The following is a 16,961-nucleotide window of genomic DNA, read 5'->3' as shown; positions in this document are numbered from 1 at the left end:
CCTCAAAATCTTGTTATCGCCATCAAAGTCAAAGGCAGCCAACGAATATACACTGCCGCGCCTTACTCGGCCAGAGCGCAGTGCACCGGCCTGGCGTTGAGCAGCTCGGTCAGCACCTGCGGCTTGATGCCCACCAGATAGCCGCGCCTTCCGCCATTGATATAAATCGTTTCCAGCGCAAGGATGCTATCCTCTACATAAACCGGCATGGTCTTTTTGGTGCCGAACGGCGACGTCCCGCCGATCAGGTAGCCGCTGTGGCGCGATGCGACCTCCGGCTTGCATGGTTCGACGGACTTGCAGCCGATGTTGCGGGCGAGATTCTTGGTCGAGACCTTGCAATCGCCATGCATCAGCACAATTAAAGGCTTGGCCGCGTCGTCCTGCATCACCAGGGTCTTGACCACATGATGCTCGTCGACGCCCAGTTCGCGCGATGACACACCGGTGCCGCCGTGCTCCTCGTAGTCATACGGGTGCTCGGAGAATGCCACCTTGTGCTTGCGCAGCATCTGGGTGGCCGGGGTTTCGGAAATATGCTCTTTTTTCGCCATGGTGAGATCGGGGAGGAGTTGTCCATTATGCAGCAGGAAATTCGCTTTGCCACTTTCAATGTTTGCAATCTTTCCCAGCCTGGGGCGAAATTGTACGACAATCTGACGCCGCTGACCGAGGCCGAATACAAAGCGAAAGTCGCGTGGACCGCGCAACAGCTGGACCAGCTTGATGCCGATGTGATCGGCTTGCAGGAAATTTTCTCGCTGGCGGCGCTGCGCGACGTCATGGCGCACAGCACGCGCTACCGCGACGCCACGCTGGCCGGCTTCGAACCGCCCCCCGATCCGCTGACCGGCGCACCGCGCCTGACGCCGGAGGTGGCGCTGATCTCGCGCCTGCCGCTGGCGGGGCCGGCCCAGGCCTACATCATGTTCCCCGAGGGTGTCGCCCTGCCCGACGGCAGCCGCGATGCCGACCGCTTCGCGCGCGCGCCGCTGCATGCGCAAGTGGTGCTGCCGGACGAACGGATGGTGGACGTCATCGTGGTCCACCTCAAATCCAAACGGCCCGACTACCGCAACGGCGACCTGGGCAACGATCCCATGGTGCATGCCCAGGCCAACCTGCGCTCGCTGATACGGCGCGGCACCGAAGCGGTGGCGCTGCGCGCCCTGATCAGCGCCATGGACCAGCAGCAGCGCCGCCCGCGTGTGGTGCTGGGCGACTTCAACGACACGGTCGATGCGGTCACCACCACCATCGTCATGGGCGCGGGCACCACCTGCGAGCCGGGCGACGCGCTGCACGGCCAATTGTTCGACAGCCGCCAGCTGCAGGCGGGCCGCGAAAGCCACCGCGACGGCGGCTACACCATCGCCCACGAAGGCCGCTACGCCACCATCGACCATGTACTGGTGTCGGAAGAATTCCATCCGGCCTCGCGCCACGCCATGGGCGAAGTGCTGGAAGTGAGCTACCTCAACCAACATTTGATGCAAGAAAAACCAGAAGCCTCCGACCATGGCCAGGTGCTGGTCCGGTTGCGTCTGTACGACAAGCACTGAATCGCTGCCATCCGCGTTTTCTGCATTTCAGGCGTGCTTTTGCACCGCTCATCGCATTCTTCTGGCTGTCGCACTTGGAAACTCCTAAAGTGACACCATGCGCAAACCACCTCAGGCCAGAAGAACGATATGAAACTAGAAACCTTGCCCCCAATCTCACAACCCACTGTGCGCAGCAAACGCTGGCGCCTGCCACTGGCGGCGTTGGTCGTGGTGGCCATCGCTGGCGGCGGCTGGACCGTGTTGCACAACCAGCAAGCTGCGGCGCCCGCCGCCGCGCCTGCCGCTGCGGCCAAGGCAAAGAAAGACATATTTGAATTGTCGACCGGCGATATCGCCGCAGTCGCCTCACGGTCATTGGCGGTCAGCTTGCCCTTATCCGGCTCGCTGACGCCCCTGAGTTCGGCCACCATCAAGTCCAAGGTGTCGGGCGTGGTGGAAGCCACCACGCTGCAGGAAGGCATGGCTGTCACGGCCGGCCAGGTACTGGCCCGCATCGACCAGGCCGACCTGCGCGCGCGCCTGCAACAGCAGCAGGCCATGCTGGACGAGGCGCAAGCCAAGCTGGCCCTGGCCACCAAGAACGAAACCAACAGCCAGGCCCTGCTCAAGCAAAAATACATTTCGCAAAACGCCTTCGACTCGACCCAGAACACGGTCGATCTGGCGCGCGCCGCCGTCAAGTCGGCCGCCGCGATGGTGGACATCGCCCGCATTGCGCTCAACGATGGCGTCATCAAGGCGCCCATCAGTGGCGTCATCAGCAAACGCCATGTGCAGGCCGGCGAAAAGCTGGCGCTGGACATGCCGGTGTACAGCATCGTCAACCTGTCCGAACTGATCCTGGAAGCCCAGATCCCCGCCTCGGAAATCCCGCGCATCAAGGTCGGCCAGGACGTCAAGTTCCACGTGGACGGCTTTGCCCAGCGCGACTTCCATGGCAGCGTGGCACGCATCAATCCGGCGACGGAAGCCGGCTCGCGCCACATGCTGGTCTACATCGCCGTCAAGAACGACGACAGCGCGCTGCGCGCCGGCATGTTCGCCAAGGGCAGCATCGTCACCGACCGTTCCAGCGTCGCGCCTATCGTGCCGCTGGCCGCCGTGCGTGGCGACAAGGACAAGCCGATGGTCTACAAAGTCGAACAGGGCAAGCTGCTCGCACAGCCCGTCAAACTGGGCCTGCGCAATGACGACGAGGGCTATGCCGAAGTGGTGGAAGGCCTGGACGCCGGCGCCAACGTCATCGTCTCGCGCCTGGACAGCCTGAAACCCGGCACCGCCGTCAAACTGCCGGCCGGCGTGAGTGAAGCGCCCGCCGCCAAGCAGGCCCAATCGGCAGAGCCGGCGAAAGGCTGATTATGTGGATCACTAAAGTCAGCCTGCGCAATCCTGTGTTTGCCACCATGGTGATGGTGGCGCTGATGGTGCTGGGCCTGTTCTCGTACAAGGGACTGGGCCTGGAAGCCATGCCCAATATCGACATCCCCGGCGCCGGTATCGAGGTGCAGTATCCGGGCGCTTCGCCGGAGGCGGTGGAGAACGACATCACGCGGCCGATCGAGGAAGCGGTCAACTCCGTCAGCGGCATCAAGACGCTGCGCTCCAATTCGTGGGAAGGCCGTTCCGGCGTCTACATCGAATTCGAGCTGACCACCAATATGGACCGCGCCATGCAGGACCTGCGCGACAAGGTAGCCCAGGTGCGGCCTCGCTTCCCGCGTGAAGCCAAGGACCCGTTCATCATCCGCTTCGAGGGCGAGAACGCGCGGCCGATGGCGCAAATCGGCATCACCGCCGACAACACCTCGATCCGCGACCTGTCCACCATGGCCGACCAGCTCATCGCCAAGCGCTTCCAGGGCGTAGCCGGGGTGGGCCAGGTACGCATCAACGGCATGACCTCGCGCCAGATCCTGATCCAGCTGCGGCCCAACGATCTGAACGCGCAGGCGGTCGGCGTCGATGAAGTCATGAACGCCATCCAGAACACCAACACCAACCTGCCGGCCGGCTTCATCGCCCTGGGCGCCAGCGAGCGTCTGGTGCGCGTGGAAGGCAAGATGAAAGACCCGCGCGACTTCAACAAGATCATCGTCGCGCGCCGCGCCAATGGCCCGGTCTATCTGGAACAGGTAGCGACGGTGGTGGATGGCGCGCAGGAAGAGCTGTCGATCTCGCGCATCAACGGCCAGCGCGCCGTGACGCTGGACATCATCAAGATGCAGGACGCCAATGTGGTGGAAGTGGGCAAACGCATCCAGAAGGCTGCGGCCGATCTGGGCAAGACCCTGCCGGCCGACATCCACGTCAAGGTGCTCAACGACGAATCGCTGCGCGTGCAAAGCCAGCTCGATAACGTCAAGGAAACCATCATCGAAGGCGCGGTGCTGACCATGGTCATCGTGTTCTTCTTCCTGCACTCGTGGCGCTCGACCATCATCACCGGCCTGACGCTGCCGATCGCCGTGATGGCCAGCTTCATTGCCATGAAAGCCTTTGGCTACACGCTCAACTTCATGACGCTGATGGCGCTGTCGCTGTGTATCGGCCTGCTGATTGACGATGCCATCGTGGTACGCGAAAACATCGTGCGCCACCTCGGCATGGGCAAGAACCACTTCAAGGCGGCCGAAGACGGCACCAACGAAATCGGCCTGGCCGTGATGGCTACCACCTTTGCGATTGTCGCCGTGTTCGTGCCGGTGGCCTTCATGCAGGGCATCATCGGCCGCTTCTTCCTGCAGTTCGGCGTGACGGTGGCGGTGGCGGTGCTGGTCTCGCTGTTCGTCAGCTTTACGCTGGACCCGATGTTGTCCTCGGTGTGGCCGGACCCGGTCAAGAACCGCTTCAAGTACGTGCCGTGGCTGGGCAACTTCATGCACTGGCTGGAAGGCGGCGTCGACTGGCTGCACAAGGTCTATGGCCGTGTACTGGACTTCGCGCTGCGCTGGAAAAAACTGACGCTGATCTCCGCCTTCGCCCTGTTCGGCGGCAGCATCCTGCTGGTGCCGATGATCGGCGGCGAGATGATGCCAGACCAGGACATCGGCCAGATCAACCTGCTCATGAAAACCCCGGTCGGCTCCAGCCTGGAATACAGCGACAACAAGGTACGCCAGGTGGAAGCGGCGCTCAAGGAGTTCCCGGAAATCGATACGGTGGTGGCAGTGGTCGGCACCTACGATGGCCGCAACACCTCGCAGCTCATCATGAAACTGCAGGACCGCAAAGTGCACGCGCGCCGCTCGCAGAAAGACATGGAAACCGCGATCCGCGCGCGCCTGGGCAAGATCGCCGGCATCACGCTGACGGTGGGCTTCAAACCGATCTTCATTGCCATCCTGGGCACCGACGAGGGCAAGCTGGACGACGTCGCCCACCGCCTCATGGACAAGATGCGCAAGATTAAAGGCATCGCCGATCTGGAATACAGCCAGGAAGGCGCCAACCCGTCGACCAACATCAAGATCAACAACGAGCTGGCCAGCGACCTGGGGCTGACCACGCAGCAGATCGGCGCCGCCCTGCGGCCGTTCGTGGCCGGCGATACCACCTCGCACTTCCTGGCGTCGGATGGTCAGAACTATGACGTCAACGTGCAGCTGCCGAAATCCGGCCGCCAGAAAGTGGCCGACCTGGCCGACCTGTCGCTGGCCTCCAGCAAGCTGGGGCCGGATGGCCGTCCGCTCATGGTGCCGCTGCGCCAGGTGGTGGAATTCGTTCCAGCCTTCAGCCCGCAAGTGCTGAAACGCCAGGCGCTGCAACGCCGGGTGGCGGTGTATGCCGGTGTCGAAGGCCGTCCAGGCGGCGACGTCGATAGCGATGTGAAGAAAGCCATGAAGGAAATCGAGCTGCCGCCCGGCGTGCGTTTCGACGTCGGCGGCAATGCGCAGGACATGGAAGAAAGCATGGGCTCGGCGATGGTCGCGCTGGGCATCGCGGTCATCTTCATCTACCTGGTGCTGGCCTCGCAGTTCGGCAGCTTCCTGCAGCCGGTGGCCATCATGATGTCGCTGCCGCTGTCGCTGATCGGCGTGCTGGTGGCGCTGCTGGTCACGGGCAGCACGCTCAACATCTTCTCGGTGATCGGCTTCATCATGCTGATGGGCCTGGTGACCAAGAACGCGATCCTGCTGGTGGACTTCACCAATCACGCGCAGAAGGAAGGCCTGAACCAGCACGACGCCATCATGCGCGCCGGCCAGGTGCGTCTGCGGCCTATCCTGATGACCACGCTGGCGATGGTGTTCGGCATGCTGCCGATGGCGATTGGTCTGGGCGACGGCGGCGAAACGCAAGCGCCAATGGGCCGCGCGGTGATCGGTGGTGTGCTGACCTCGACCCTGCTGACGCTGGTCGTGGTGCCGGTGGCCTATACCTATCTGGATAACCTGGGTAAACGCTGCGCGCGCTTCTTCAAGGGCAACCACGAAGACGAGCACGAAGCCGCCCTGCACGAAGTCAAAAAACCCGCCGCCGAAGTAGCTTAATCGTCGGCGGCTTCCAGCCCGGAGGGTTCGCCCTCCGCGACATCGGCCTCGCCTTCCTCGGCGAGGTCGGGATTGTTTTTCAGGTCGGCCTTGCGTCGGGCTTTTTCTTCCTGCTTACGTTTCTTTTCCAGTTCACGCTGCCGCTTCTCGTACGCGAAATTCGTCTTGGCCATTTGCCACCTCTTTAAAAGGGTTGCACTGCGTAGTCATCATTATGAACCAAGTTTTCTAGCCGCGAGGATGATGTTGCGCATGCAAATGCTTCAGGCGCTCGCGCGCCACGTGGGTATAAATCTGCGTCGTTGAAATATCGGAATGACCTAATAGCAATTGCACAACACGCAAATCGGCGCCGTGGTTCAGCAAGTGCGTGGCAAACGCGTGGCGCAGGGTGTGCGGCGACAGCGGCGCCGTGATGCCAGCCTTTAAAGCATGTTTTTTAATCAAGACCCAGAACATCTGCCGCGTCATGGCCGAGCCACGGCCCGTGACGAACAGCGCATCGTCCTGCTGGCCGTTGAGGATGATGCCGCGCGCCTCCTTCAGATAGCGCGCAATCCACACCCGCGCCTGCTGGCCGAACGGCACCAGCCGCGTCTTGGCGCCCTTGCCCGTCACGCGCAGCACGCCGTCATTCATGCTCAGCTCCAGCAGCTTGAGGTCCACCAGCTCGGACACGCGCAAGCCGCTCGCATACATCAGTTCCAGCATGGTGCGGTCACGCAGGCCCAGCGGCGTGGCGACGTCGGGCGCCGCCAGCAGCGCCTCCACCTGCGCCTCGCTCAGCGTATGCACAAAGCGCTGCGGCTGCTTGGCCGACACCAGTTTCAGGCTGGGATCGTCATGGATGCGCCGCTGCCGCAGCAGCATCTGGTAAAAGCGCTTGATCACCGACAGCCGCCGGTTGGACGAGGTCGCCTTGCCCTGCGCATGGCGCGCGGCGATATAGCTTTCGATATCGTGCGCCGCCACGGCCAGCAGGCCGGCCACATCCGGCCGCTTCTTCTCCAGCCAGGTGGCAAACAGGCGCATGTCGCGCCGGTAGGCTTCCAGCGTGTTCTTGGACAGCCCGTCCTCCAGCCACAGGCCGTCGCAGAACTCGTCGATCAGAGCAAGGTTGTCTGCTGCCATGCGTATTCGCTCGATCCTTCATGCGCCAGCAACCAGCGCTTGATGCCCAGCAGGTAGCCATTCGGGTCATCGCTATTGGAAAAGCCGCCCAGGCCCGTGGACGCCGTCACCCGGTGGCAAGGCACCACGACCGGGAACCAGTTGGCGCCACACGCCTGCCCTACCGCGCGCGGCGCCGAGCCCAGGTGCCGGGCCAGCTCGCCATAGGTGCGCGTGCTGCCGCGTGGGATCGAACACAGCGCATCCCACACCTTCTGCTGGAATTCCGTGCCGGCGCGCTTGAGCGGGAGCGTGAACTGGTAATCCGCATCCGCGCAATACTGCTCGACCTGATAGGCGGCCAGTTCGGCCACCGCGTCCTGCGGCGCTTTTGCATCAAAATGGGGCGGCAGATAACTCATCTCGACAATCACCCCATGCGCCGTGCGGATGCCCAGTTTCCCGAAGGGCAAGGCCACCACAGCGGAAAACAGCTCACTACCCTGTTGTATTTTCATCACAGTTGCATGCACCGAAAAAGTACTTCACTGATAACCTAGTTGCTCACATGCACCATTATGTTGCATACCCGCTACAGCCAAAAAACCACATCGCCTGGCATTGTAAATCGCCGGGGCAAAAAAAAACGCACCCTTCGGTGCGTTTTCAAATCCTGCTTCACGTTCCCGGTCGCTTGCCTGTCCCCGTAGCACACTTGTGGCGGCCTTCAGGGCTCATAACAGCGACATTCTGTAAAACGTGTGTCTCCTCGATATCTTGTCGGTATTAATTACCGTTTCTCTACACACTCCCCACTTACAATTCTTTGCTACCGGGCCGCATATCGTTATGCACGTATCCCTGAGAGCGACGCCATCATAACGTATCCCTTAAGCTTTTTCTCAACTTTTTTAAGTCGGCCACAGCTGAGTATTTTAGATATAAACAAATCGACGCAAATGAAAAAAGTTGTGGTATGCCCCGTGCCCGCAACTTAGTAGTACCCCTCATTGCCACATTTCCAACCCGCAGATAATTTATTACCATGCTGGATTTTCCCAGCGCCAATAAAAACCTAGAGACACGATATGTTCATCAAAATACTCGATCATCTGGAAGAGTGGATCATCACCTTCCTGATGGGAGGAGCCACTCTCATCATTTTCCTTTCCGTCGTCCACCGCTACGGCACCGGCATGCCGATACCTGGCGTGCAGGACTTCCTGCTGTCGCTGCACTTTGAATGGGCGCAGGAACTGGCCATCATCATGTTCGTCTGGATGGCCAAGTTCGGCGCGGCCTACGGCGTGCGCAAAGGCGTCCACGTCGGCGTCGACGTGCTGGTCAACCGCATGCCGCCCGAATGGCGCCGCTTCACCGTGCTGCTGGCCCTGGTCTGCGGCATGCTGTTCACCGGCATCATCGGCACGCTGGGCCTGACCTTCGTGTGGGAAAACGGCATGCACCACGCGGTCTACACCCTGCTCGGCCGCGACACCAGCGACGTGCCGGAAGGCCCGACCACGCCCGACCTCGAATGGCCAACCTGGCTGGTGTACTCCGCCGTGCCCTGGGCCTCCTACCTGATGTGCTTCCGCTTCATGCAGGTCAGCTGGACCTTCCTGCGCCACGGCGAACTGCCGCGCCATGACGAATCCCACGTCGATGGCCTGAGCGACGACGACCATGACGAACTGTTCGCCGCCGCCCCGTCCCAGCCAGCCCACGGAGGTGCGCGATGAGCGGCGCTGCAGCCATGCAGGGCGTCCAGCCCTGGACCAAAAAGAAAGCCGGCACCATCCTGGCCATCCTGGCCGGCATCCTGCTCGGCGTGTGCATCATGGGCGGCAAGGTCGGCATCGTGTTTGCGCTGCTGATCCTGCTGATGCTGACCGGTATTCCCGTCTCCATCGCGCTCGGCCTGACGGTGCTGATGTTCATGTACCTGCTGACCGAGGTGCCGATCGAGGCGGTGGCGCTCAAGCTGTTCACTGGCATCGAGAAGTTCGAGATCATGGCCATTCCGCTGTTCATCCTGGCCGGTAACTTCCTGACCCACGGCGGCGTCGCCAAACGCATGATCGCCTTTGCCACCAGCCTGATCGGCCACTGGCACGGCGGCCTGGCGCTGGCCGGCATCATCGCCTGCGCCATGTTTGCGCTGGTGTGCGGCTCGTCGGTGGCCACCGTGGTGGCGATTGGCTCCATCATCCTGCCCGCCATGATCAAGCAGGGCTATCCCAAGCACTTTGGCGCGGGCGTGATCATTACCGCCGGCTCGCTGGGCATCCTGATGCTGCCATCGATCCCGAAAGTGATTTACGCGATTTCCACCAACACCTCGATCGGCGCGCTGTTCCTGGCCGGCCTGTTCCCGGGCATTCTGCTGACCGTGATGTTGTGCGGCACCACCTGGGTGCTGGCCAAGAAAAACGGCTACCCGCGCATGCACAAGGCCAGCTGGACGCAGCGCTGGACCGCGTTCCGCAAGAGCGTGTGGGGCCTGATGCTGGTGGTGATTATCATTGGCGGCATCACCAAAGGCATCTTCACCCCGACCGAAGCGGCAGCCATGAGCGCCGTGTACGCGTTCGTGATTTCGGTGTTCGTCTACCGTGACATGCCGCTGTCGAAAACGCCCGAGGTGCTGAAGAAATCGGCGGCGCTGTCGGCCATGCTGCTGTACATTATCACCAACGCTGTGCTGTTCTCGTTCCTGATGGCGCACGAAAACATCCCGCAGGCGATGGCGGACTGGATCCTGAACAAGGATCTGGGCCAGGCCGGCTTCCTGTTCTTCACCAACATCCTGCTGCTGTTGGCCGGTAACGTGATGGAGCCGTCGTCCATCATCCTGGTGATGGCGCCGATCCTGCACCCGGCGGCAATCCGCCTGGGCATCGACGCCGTCCACTTCGGCATCATGATCGATGCGAACATGGAAGTGGGCCTGTGCCACCCGCCGGTGGGCCTGAACCTGTATGTCGCCAGCGGCATCTCGAAAATGAGCATCTCCGAGCTGACCGTGGCGGTGATGCCATGGCTGCTGACGATGCTGGTGTTCCTGGTGATCGTGACCTACTGGCCAGGGCTGTCGCTGTGGCTGCCCAAAGCGATGGGCCTGATGTAATCCGGACCAACCCCGCCGCCTGGCGGGGTTGGTTTATTGGGGCCAGCGCCCCGGTGCGTGCGCCCTGATTTGATTGGCCACCTTGGCCAGGTCGTCATCGTTGCCGGTCCACGTGGTGTACATGAAACCGTCCACACCGGTCACGTTCTGCGTCTGCGCATCGTCCAGCGCTTTTAGCCACTCATGTACTTTGTTCAGCGAAGGATCGTCGTAGTAGACCGCGATCATCTGCCTGAAGGCCTTATCGCTAAAGAACTTCAACGACGTCGTGCGCCCGGCTACCGTGGTGTCGGTCCAGTTCATGATGACGGTCGATGGCTTCAAGCCTTCCCACGAACCGGCGAGATCCCCATTGACTGCGTAGTACGGGTTGGTGGCGTTGCCGTTGGGGTCAAACATATCGTGCCAGATGTACAGCTCCAGATTCGGATAGGCGCTGGTCAAGGTGTTTTGCAGCGTGTAGATCTGGTTGGACAAGTAGGCGCCAGCCGTCTGCTGCGCGCACGCGGGATCCCAGTTCAGCACCCGCATCTCATCGTAATACAGGAAGTACTTGGTCGGCCGCTTGAATAAGGCGCTGATCTTGTCAAACAAGGCTTTCTGCTGATCGAAGAAGTAGCTGCCGCACGACGTCGCAGCCGTGCCATAGCGCGCCGTCAGGTTCATGGCGGACTGGTAGTACGATACCTTGAGCTGCTGGTTCGGCTGGATGCGGCTGCCACCAGGAATACCCAGCGCTTCGGGCTTGATCACATAGTCGGCGTTTTCGGTGTAGACCGTATTGCCATCCGCCGACGTCACCTTCACCGGCAGTGAAGCGCGGCGGATGGTGTGGGCCAGGCCGATTTCGCGGATGTCCAGATCATCAATCCACGCTTTACCGCCTGCGGAGCCATTGGCCCACGTTCCCATGTACAACCGCACTGTCGAGTAATTCGCCGTGTTGAAATCAAGATCGTAGCGCGTCCAGTCCTGCGTTTTGGCGATCAGGTTGGGGTTGTCATTCCAGTTGCCATTGGCGGCCGTGCCCCAGCCGAAACCCGCGCCGGCAGTACGGTTGACGTAAATGGGCGATTTCACCAGCGGATCATAAATCTGGATGCGCAGCGGCGAACTATAGTTATCCGTTTTAACCCAGAACGACATGCGATACGAGGTATGCGGCCGCAAGCCGTCAAATCGGCGCATCAGCCGCGCCAGATTGTTACCGCTGGAGGTTGCATTCTCAACGAACTTCATCGAGTTCAAGCCGCTGTGTGCCACCGTGTTGTCGTAATCGACAGAGGCGGTATCCCTGCCCCACTGGACATCCCGGTTTTCGAAACTGCTATCGGTCACAATCGACGTACCCACCGCTTTGGCCACGCCCTCATTCACCACAAACGGCAGATCCTGTACCGGCAAAGCCTCAATCTGCGACGGATCGAGGAAGGCCGGCACTTCCGGGCCGCCGCCTACGGGGATCAGCTCAATGCCGGCTTCCTGCGCCTTTTGCACCACCGACTGGTAGTTGGTGTAGAAGTTGGGATACGGCCCGGCGCTGGTAAGCATGGTGGCAAAGATGCCGCTGCCGCCGGAATCGAGCGCAATGCCGTTATAGCCATTCAGCTTGGCAGCCTCGATCACCTTGAGCACTTTGACGTAGTCTGGATTGTCGGTCAGCGCCTTGCCGCTCAAATTGACGGGCACATACACCCAGCGTTTGCTGAAACAATTGACACTGCAGGAAGTGGACTGCGCACTGGCAGCCTGAGAGAAGACCAGTCCCAGCGCGACGGCCAGGACGGAGGAAATTTTCCGCATACTGCAACTCCTTCGGGTTGAGATGGAGTTGCAATATTAGCACTTATAAAATAAATAATACGCCAGGCAGAACCTGGCGTACCGCAGCCTGGCTTACTTGGCGGCTTCCTTGTTGATCGCCGAGATCAGGTCCTTGCCGATACGGCTTTCCATCTGCTGCTGCACCGGCAGCAGGGCCTTGCGCCAGTCCGCCTGCTCTTTCACGCTGAGCGTGTAGATTTCGGTCTTGCCGGCTTTTTTGATCGCATCCAGCGCCATATCGTTGTCACGCTGGGCGATGGCTTTCTCGAAGGTGGTCGCCTCTTTCATGGCCTTGTCCAGCGCCACGCGGATATCGGCCGGCAGGCCGTCCCAGAACTTCTTGTTGACGATCACCGCATAGCCCAGATAGCCGTGGTTGGACACCGTCACATACTTCTGCACTTCATGCATCTTCTGGGTGTACATATTCGATGGCGGATTCTCGGTGCCGTCCACCACGCCGGTCTGCAGCGCCTGGTACACCTCGGAGAAGGCCAGCACCTGCGGGTTGGCGCCCAGTGCACGCATCTGCGCGTCCAGCACTTTGGACGACTGGATACGCATTTTCAGGCCTTTGAAATCGGCTGGTGCGCGCAGCGGCTTGTTGGCCGACATCACCTTGAAGCCGTTATCCCAGAACGCCAGGCCGGTAATGCCTTTTGGTTCCAGCTTTTTCATCAGCGACTTGCCGATTTCTCCTTCGGTCACGTTGTACAGCGCGGTCTTCGACGGGAAGATGTAAGGCAGGTCGAACGCCTCGAACTCTTTCACGCCCAGCGGGCCGAATTTGGCCAGCGATGGCGCCAGCATCTGTACCGCGCCCAGCTGCAGCGCTTCCAGTTCTTCCTTGTCCTTGTACAGCTGGCTGTTCGGATACACCTCGACCTTTACGCGGCCATTGGTTGCCTTTTCGGCCAGCTGTTTGAAACGCTCTGCGGCCTGGCCTTTTGGCGTGTCGGTTGCCACCACGTGGCTGAATTTGATGACGATAGGCGCTTGAGCGTACGCATTGAAGCTCAAGGCGGCGCTCAGGACGAGCAGAACGGATTTCAGTTTCATGAAGTCTCCTGACGGGTTTAAAGTTACACTATTGTTCTATTGTGAACGATTCTTATGAATTGCCGCAACACTGACAAGTGTGGATAACCACAATGGCTGCATCATCCTGACGCGCTACGCTGACCGCCCATGACCTCTGCCCATTCTACCGCGCCTGTTTCACGTCGCCGTCCCTACCCCAGCACCTCGCTGCGCTGGCTGCTGCCCATCGTGCTGGTGTTGTTTTTCCTGGCCATCCTGATCTGGCTGCCCTGGCAGGCGCGCCAGATGGAAAGCAACGAGCGCCAGGAGCAGCTGATTGCCGATACCCTGTGGGTCGAGCAGACCATCCGCTTCCAGCTGGGCCGCGATGAGGAGAGCCTGCGCAGCATGGGCGTGGAAATCAGCACCGGCCATTTGTCGCCCGCCCTGCTGCATGAGCGCATGGCGCGCCTGCTCAAAAACGGCCATGAACTGCTGCGCGTGGTGTGGCTCAAGCCGGATGGCCAGCTGGCCGGCAGCAGCGATCCGCTGGCGACGCCGGTCGAACTGTCGCCGTCCTCCAAAGCCACCGCCGACATCACGCGCAAGACCCGCCGGCCCATGTACACCCAGCCGGAAGCGCAGACGCCGAACCAGTCGGCCGCGCCAGCGGCCGTGCTGATGGACTATCACGTGCCGCTGTTCCGGGGCGACGAGTATCTGGGCTCGCTGGTGGCCACCTATCAGACCTCGGCGCTGCTCGATGAAATGGTGCCGTGGTGGTTCGCGCAGGACAACCAGGTATCGCTGGTGGACCGCGACGACAAGGTGCTGGCGCGCCGCGCGGCGGCCGGCCCGGGCCATGGTGTCTACACCCACAAGCGCGCGCTGGATCTGCCGGGCGCCTCGGTCACGCTGGTGACGGACAGCGTCAAGAGCGAGCCGCAGTTGCTGCCCAATCTGCTGGTCGGTTCGGTGATCGTGCTGTCGCTGGGATTGTTATGGAGCCTGCTGGCCCTGTGGGGCCACATCTCGCGGCGCCTGGCCGCAGAAGGCGCGCTGCGCCAGCAGATGTCGTTCCGTACGGCGATGGAAAACTCGCTGGTCACCGGCCTGCGCGCGCGCGACCTGGAAGGCCGCATCACCTATGTGAATCCGGCGTTCTGCCAGATCGTCGGCTATCCGGCCGAGGAAATCGTTGGCAAGCTGCCGCCCATGCCCTACTGGGCGCCGGAAGCGATGACGGAATATGAAGCGCGCTTTGCGTCCGTCCTGGCCGGCAAGGTGACGCCGCAGTTTGAAACCATCTTCCAGCGACCTAACGGCGAGCGCGTGCCGGTACTGGTGTTTGAAGCGCCGCTGGTGGACAACCACGGCAAGCAGACCGGATGGATGGGTTCCATCCTCGACATTTCCGACCGCAAGCGCATTGAAGAACTGAACCGCCAGCAACAGGAAAAGCTGCAGGCGTCGGCGCGCCTGGCCACCATGGGCGAAATCGCCTCGATGCTGGCGCACGAGCTGAATCAGCCACTGGCGGCAATTTCCAGCTACACCACCGGTGCGCTGAATGTACTGGACCGTGGCGGCGAGGTGGATTGCACGATCCTGAAACCGGCGCTGGAACAGGCTAGCGCCCAGGCGCAGCGCGCGGGCCAGATCATCCGCAGCGTGCACGAATTTGTGAAGAAGCGCGAGCCGCTGCGGCAGGAAGTCGCCATCCCCTCGCTGCTGGACGGCATACGCGCACTGATCGAGCTGCAGGCGCGCCAGAGCTACGTTGCCTTCCGTACGGAGCTGCCGGACGATCTGCCGTCCGTGCGCGCGGACCGCGTGATGATCGAGCAGGTGCTGCTCAACCTGACCCGCAACGCCATCGAAGCCATGCAGCACGTGCCGCCAGCGCAGCGCGTACTGCGCGTAGTGGCGGAATATGACAAGGACAGCGGCCAAGTCAGCGTGGCCGTGATCGACCAGGGCCACGGGATTCCGGAGGAAGTCGCGCAGCGCCTGTTCTCGCCGTTCTTCTCCACCAAGGCCGAAGGCATGGGCATGGGACTCAATATCTGCCGGACTGCGATAGAATTCCACGGCGGCGCACTGTCCTTCCGCGCCAACCCGCAGGGCGGGACCATATTTACGTTCGTGCTGCCAGCCGTGCTGGCGGTAACGGAACAGGAGACATAAAAGAATGCTGCATATCGTCGATGATGAAGCGGTCGTACGCGACGCGCTGAGCTGGCTGGCCACGTCGCGGGCAATCCCGGCACGCGCTTATGAATCGGGCTTACAATTTCTGGCGCAGATCGGCAGTGAGTTCGACGTCAACGGCGACTGCGTGCTGCTTGACGTGCGCATGCCCGACATGAACGGCGTTGCCGTGTTCGACCAGCTACTCACGCGCGGCCTGGTGCAGCGCATGCCTGTCATCTTCCTGACCGGCCATGGCGATGTGCCAATGGCGGTGGACACGCTGAAACGCGGCGCTTTCGACTTCTTCGAGAAACCCTTCAACGACAACCAGCTCATGGACCGCGTGCAGGAAGCGCTGGCCAACTCGCGCCGCGCCAGCGAGAGCGCCGCCGTCCACGCGCGCCTGGCAACGCTGTCGGTGCGCGAGCGTGAAGTACTGGACCTGATCCTGGCCGGCAAAATGAACAAGGTCGTCGCCGACCAGCTTGGCATCAGCATGCGGACGGTGGAAGTCCACCGCGCCCACATCTTCGACAAGATGCAGGTCAAAACCGCCGTCGAACTGGCCGGCCTGCTGAAATAGGCGTCATCACCTCTCGCAACCGTCCGCGATGCGTGTCAGGCGAGCCCTGGCCATATCGATGCCGAGGGCGGCTTTGCGCAGCCGGCCATGACGCCGTAAATGATCGAACGCCGCCCGTGTGTCATACATCAGTTGGTAATGGTAGTAGTTAATGTGTTCCAGCAAGGCGCCCAGCAACAGACCGACGGTCCATCGCAAATCAGTGTCCGACAGCGGCATCCGCTCCGGCAAAAACAGGAGCACCAGTAGACCGCCGGCGAGCATGAGGTTGGACCATTTAAAACTGCAGAAGACTTGAGAGAAATACGCAGGCAGCGCTGCCTGCCCCGTAATCGACCGCAGCTTGAGATGCCAATACAGCGTCCCTTGTACAAGGATATACACCAGCAAGCTCAGCGCTGCGACGCGCATACCCCAGGCAATCTCGCCACCTTCGCCCCACCACTTCCCTACAATAACTGCTGGCAGAGCCACTGCGGCCAAGGCCTCGCGGCTGCGCAGGTAGCGGAGGCGATTCGTCAATGTTTGCATGGGAAGTAAGATCCAATCAGCATGTCTGGAAGGGCGATGCAGCCGCTGGTCCGGTCGTCAGGCGACCAGCACGTAAAAGGCATCGTTACCCTCAACCCGTTCCCTCGCCCATCCCTGCAAGGCGTAGAACTGGTCAGCCCGGGTTCCTGCTCCGGTACTCAGGCGGACGCAGCTGTTGCCCTGATCGAAGAGCCAGCGCGTTGCCAGGTGCAGCAATTGCTTTGCCAGTCCTTTGCCTTCGTACTCGGGCGATATGAACAGCGCCCAGATCGACGAGTCTGTTTTATCCGCGTACGAAAAACCGACGATCTCACCACCAATTTCAGCAACCCAGCCTCGGCCGAGAGCATCAAGATAATCCTCGTACATTTGCCGCGTTATCCTGGCGGGGTTGGACAGCACATTCTCACGGACGGCAAGCCGGATTGTGGACATTGCAGGGATGTCGTCAGCATGGGCCTGCCGATACGTCACGATTTCTGTCATGGTCATGTGTCGTTTCAAGGTTCGTTGTT

At 61.2% G+C, this 16,961-nt stretch carries 15 protein-coding genes; 7 read left to right on the top strand and 8 right to left on the bottom strand.

Features of this window, described 5'->3' with window-relative positions:
• Positions 1–62: 62 nt before the first annotated feature.
• Positions 63–554, bottom strand: a complete 492-nt coding sequence (gene ybaK, locus BUA36_RS25190) for a Cys-tRNA(Pro) deacylase (RefSeq protein WP_072788694.1) — start codon at positions 552–554, stop codon at positions 63–65.
• Positions 555–581: 27 nt separating this feature from the next.
• Between ybaK and BUA36_RS25185 the strand changes: the two genes are divergently transcribed.
• The 3 genes from BUA36_RS25185 (at position 582) to BUA36_RS25175 (ending at position 6,055) form a co-directional block, all read left to right on the top strand.
• Entirely contained in the window at positions 582–1,562 is a 981-nt protein-coding gene (locus BUA36_RS25185) for an endonuclease/exonuclease/phosphatase family protein (protein ID WP_072788691.1), read from the top strand.
• Between the two features lie 129 nt (positions 1,563–1,691).
• Positions 1,692–2,921, top strand: coding sequence for an efflux RND transporter periplasmic adaptor subunit (locus tag BUA36_RS25180; RefSeq protein WP_072788689.1), 1,230 nt, complete (start codon positions 1,692–1,694; stop codon positions 2,919–2,921).
• Between the two features lie 2 nt (positions 2,922–2,923).
• Positions 2,924–6,055, top strand: coding sequence for an efflux RND transporter permease subunit (locus BUA36_RS25175; RefSeq protein ID WP_072788687.1), 3,132 nt, complete (start codon positions 2,924–2,926; stop codon positions 6,053–6,055).
• On the opposite strand, the gene BUA36_RS30840 is transcribed toward BUA36_RS25175, so the two are convergent.
• Genes BUA36_RS30840 through BUA36_RS25165 form a run of 3 tightly spaced genes read right to left on the bottom strand, consistent with a single transcriptional unit; the run spans position 6,052 to position 7,683 of the window.
• On the bottom strand, positions 6,052–6,228 hold the full coding sequence (locus tag BUA36_RS30840) for a hypothetical protein (protein ID WP_167544333.1): 177 nt from the start codon (positions 6,226–6,228) through the stop codon (positions 6,052–6,054). The genes BUA36_RS25175 and BUA36_RS30840 overlap by 4 nt on opposite strands.
• A gap of 55 nt (positions 6,229–6,283) precedes the next feature.
• Positions 6,284–7,186, bottom strand: a complete 903-nt coding sequence (gene xerD, locus BUA36_RS25170) for a site-specific tyrosine recombinase XerD (RefSeq protein WP_072788685.1) — start codon at positions 7,184–7,186, stop codon at positions 6,284–6,286.
• The gene (locus BUA36_RS25165; RefSeq protein WP_072788683.1) at positions 7,162–7,683 is read right to left on the bottom strand and encodes a methylated-DNA--[protein]-cysteine S-methyltransferase; all 522 of its coding nucleotides are present in this window, start codon (positions 7,681–7,683) and stop codon (positions 7,162–7,164) included. The genes xerD and BUA36_RS25165 overlap by 25 nt, the downstream gene beginning before the upstream one ends.
• Positions 7,684–8,259: 576 nt before the next feature.
• On the opposite strand from BUA36_RS25165, the gene BUA36_RS25160 reads away from it, so the two are divergent.
• Both BUA36_RS25160 and BUA36_RS25155 read left to right on the top strand, forming a co-directional pair.
• Positions 8,260–8,907 carry a TRAP transporter small permease gene (locus BUA36_RS25160; protein ID WP_208861931.1) on the top strand — a complete coding sequence of 216 codons (648 nt, stop codon included), beginning with the start codon at positions 8,260–8,262 and terminating at the stop codon, positions 8,905–8,907.
• 98 nt (positions 8,908–9,005) lie between these two features.
• Positions 9,006–10,295 carry a TRAP transporter large permease gene (locus tag BUA36_RS25155; protein ID WP_072788889.1) on the top strand — a complete coding sequence of 430 codons (1,290 nt, stop codon included), beginning with the start codon at positions 9,006–9,008 and terminating at the stop codon, positions 10,293–10,295.
• A 33-nt stretch (positions 10,296–10,328) separates the two neighbouring features.
• On the opposite strand, the gene BUA36_RS25150 is transcribed toward BUA36_RS25155, so the two are convergent.
• Both BUA36_RS25150 and BUA36_RS25145 read right to left on the bottom strand, forming a co-directional pair.
• Entirely contained in the window at positions 10,329–12,098 is a 1,770-nt protein-coding gene (locus BUA36_RS25150) for a carbohydrate binding domain-containing protein (RefSeq protein WP_072788678.1), read from the bottom strand.
• 93 nt (positions 12,099–12,191) lie between these two features.
• The gene (locus BUA36_RS25145) at positions 12,192–13,178 is read right to left on the bottom strand and encodes a TRAP transporter substrate-binding protein (protein ID WP_072788676.1); all 987 of its coding nucleotides are present in this window, start codon (positions 13,176–13,178) and stop codon (positions 12,192–12,194) included.
• 129 nt (positions 13,179–13,307) lie between these two features.
• Here BUA36_RS25145 and BUA36_RS25140 point away from each other — a divergent pair, with 129 nt between their 5' ends.
• Positions 13,308–15,326 carry a two-component system sensor histidine kinase NtrB gene (locus tag BUA36_RS25140; protein ID WP_072788674.1) on the top strand — a complete coding sequence of 673 codons (2,019 nt, stop codon included), beginning with the start codon at positions 13,308–13,310 and terminating at the stop codon, positions 15,324–15,326.
• 4 nt (positions 15,327–15,330) lie between these two features.
• Entirely contained in the window at positions 15,331–15,915 is a 585-nt protein-coding gene (locus BUA36_RS25135; RefSeq protein WP_072788672.1) for a response regulator transcription factor, read from the top strand.
• Positions 15,916–15,921: 6 nt separating this feature from the next.
• Here BUA36_RS25135 and BUA36_RS25130 read toward each other — a convergent pair whose 3' ends face one another.
• Positions 15,922–16,446 (bottom strand): hypothetical protein, encoded by a 525-nt coding sequence (locus tag BUA36_RS25130; protein WP_072788669.1) that lies wholly within the window; start codon positions 16,444–16,446, stop codon positions 15,922–15,924.
• Positions 16,447–16,503: 57 nt separating this feature from the next.
• Positions 16,504–16,938, bottom strand: a complete 435-nt coding sequence (locus BUA36_RS25125) for a GNAT family N-acetyltransferase (protein WP_084560331.1) — start codon at positions 16,936–16,938, stop codon at positions 16,504–16,506.
• Between the last annotated feature and the right edge of the window lie 23 nt (positions 16,939–16,961).

This window comes from Duganella sacchari, from assembly GCF_900143065.1.
Lineage (GTDB): Bacteria > Pseudomonadota > Gammaproteobacteria > Burkholderiales > Burkholderiaceae_D > Rugamonas > Rugamonas sacchari.
The sequence above is the reverse complement of the archived record's forward strand: the minus strand, read 5'-3'. Positions and strand labels throughout refer to the sequence as shown.

Bases quoted from the DNA above. Each gene is read 5' to 3' on its own strand.
- BUA36_RS25130 (WP_072788669.1), bottom strand. From the start codon at position 16,446: ATGCAAACATTGACGAATCGCCTCCGCTACCTGCGCAGCCGCGAGGCC.
- BUA36_RS25150 (WP_072788678.1), bottom strand. From the start codon at position 12,098: ATGCGGAAAATTTCCTCCGTCCTGGCCGTCGCGCTGGGACTGGTCTTC.
- ybaK (WP_072788694.1), bottom strand. From the start codon at position 554: ATGGCGAAAAAAGAGCATATTTCCGAAACCCCGGCCACCCAGATGCTG.
- BUA36_RS30840 (WP_167544333.1), bottom strand. From the start codon at position 6,228: ATGGCCAAGACGAATTTCGCGTACGAGAAGCGGCAGCGTGAACTGGAA.
- BUA36_RS25185 (WP_072788691.1), top strand. From the start codon at position 582: ATGCAGCAGGAAATTCGCTTTGCCACTTTCAATGTTTGCAATCTTTCC.
- BUA36_RS25145 (WP_072788676.1), bottom strand. From the start codon at position 13,178: ATGAAACTGAAATCCGTTCTGCTCGTCCTGAGCGCCGCCTTGAGCTTC.
- BUA36_RS25175 (WP_072788687.1), top strand. From the start codon at position 2,924: ATGTGGATCACTAAAGTCAGCCTGCGCAATCCTGTGTTTGCCACCATG.
- BUA36_RS25180 (WP_072788689.1), top strand. From the start codon at position 1,692: ATGAAACTAGAAACCTTGCCCCCAATCTCACAACCCACTGTGCGCAGC.
- BUA36_RS25140 (WP_072788674.1), top strand. From the start codon at position 13,308: ATGACCTCTGCCCATTCTACCGCGCCTGTTTCACGTCGCCGTCCCTAC.
- BUA36_RS25155 (WP_072788889.1), top strand. From the start codon at position 9,006: ATGGGCGGCAAGGTCGGCATCGTGTTTGCGCTGCTGATCCTGCTGATG.
- xerD (WP_072788685.1), bottom strand. From the start codon at position 7,186: ATGGCAGCAGACAACCTTGCTCTGATCGACGAGTTCTGCGACGGCCTG.
- BUA36_RS25125 (WP_084560331.1), bottom strand. From the start codon at position 16,938: ATGACCATGACAGAAATCGTGACGTATCGGCAGGCCCATGCTGACGAC.
- BUA36_RS25165 (WP_072788683.1), bottom strand. From the start codon at position 7,683: ATGAAAATACAACAGGGTAGTGAGCTGTTTTCCGCTGTGGTGGCCTTG.
- BUA36_RS25135 (WP_072788672.1), top strand. From the start codon at position 15,331: ATGCTGCATATCGTCGATGATGAAGCGGTCGTACGCGACGCGCTGAGC.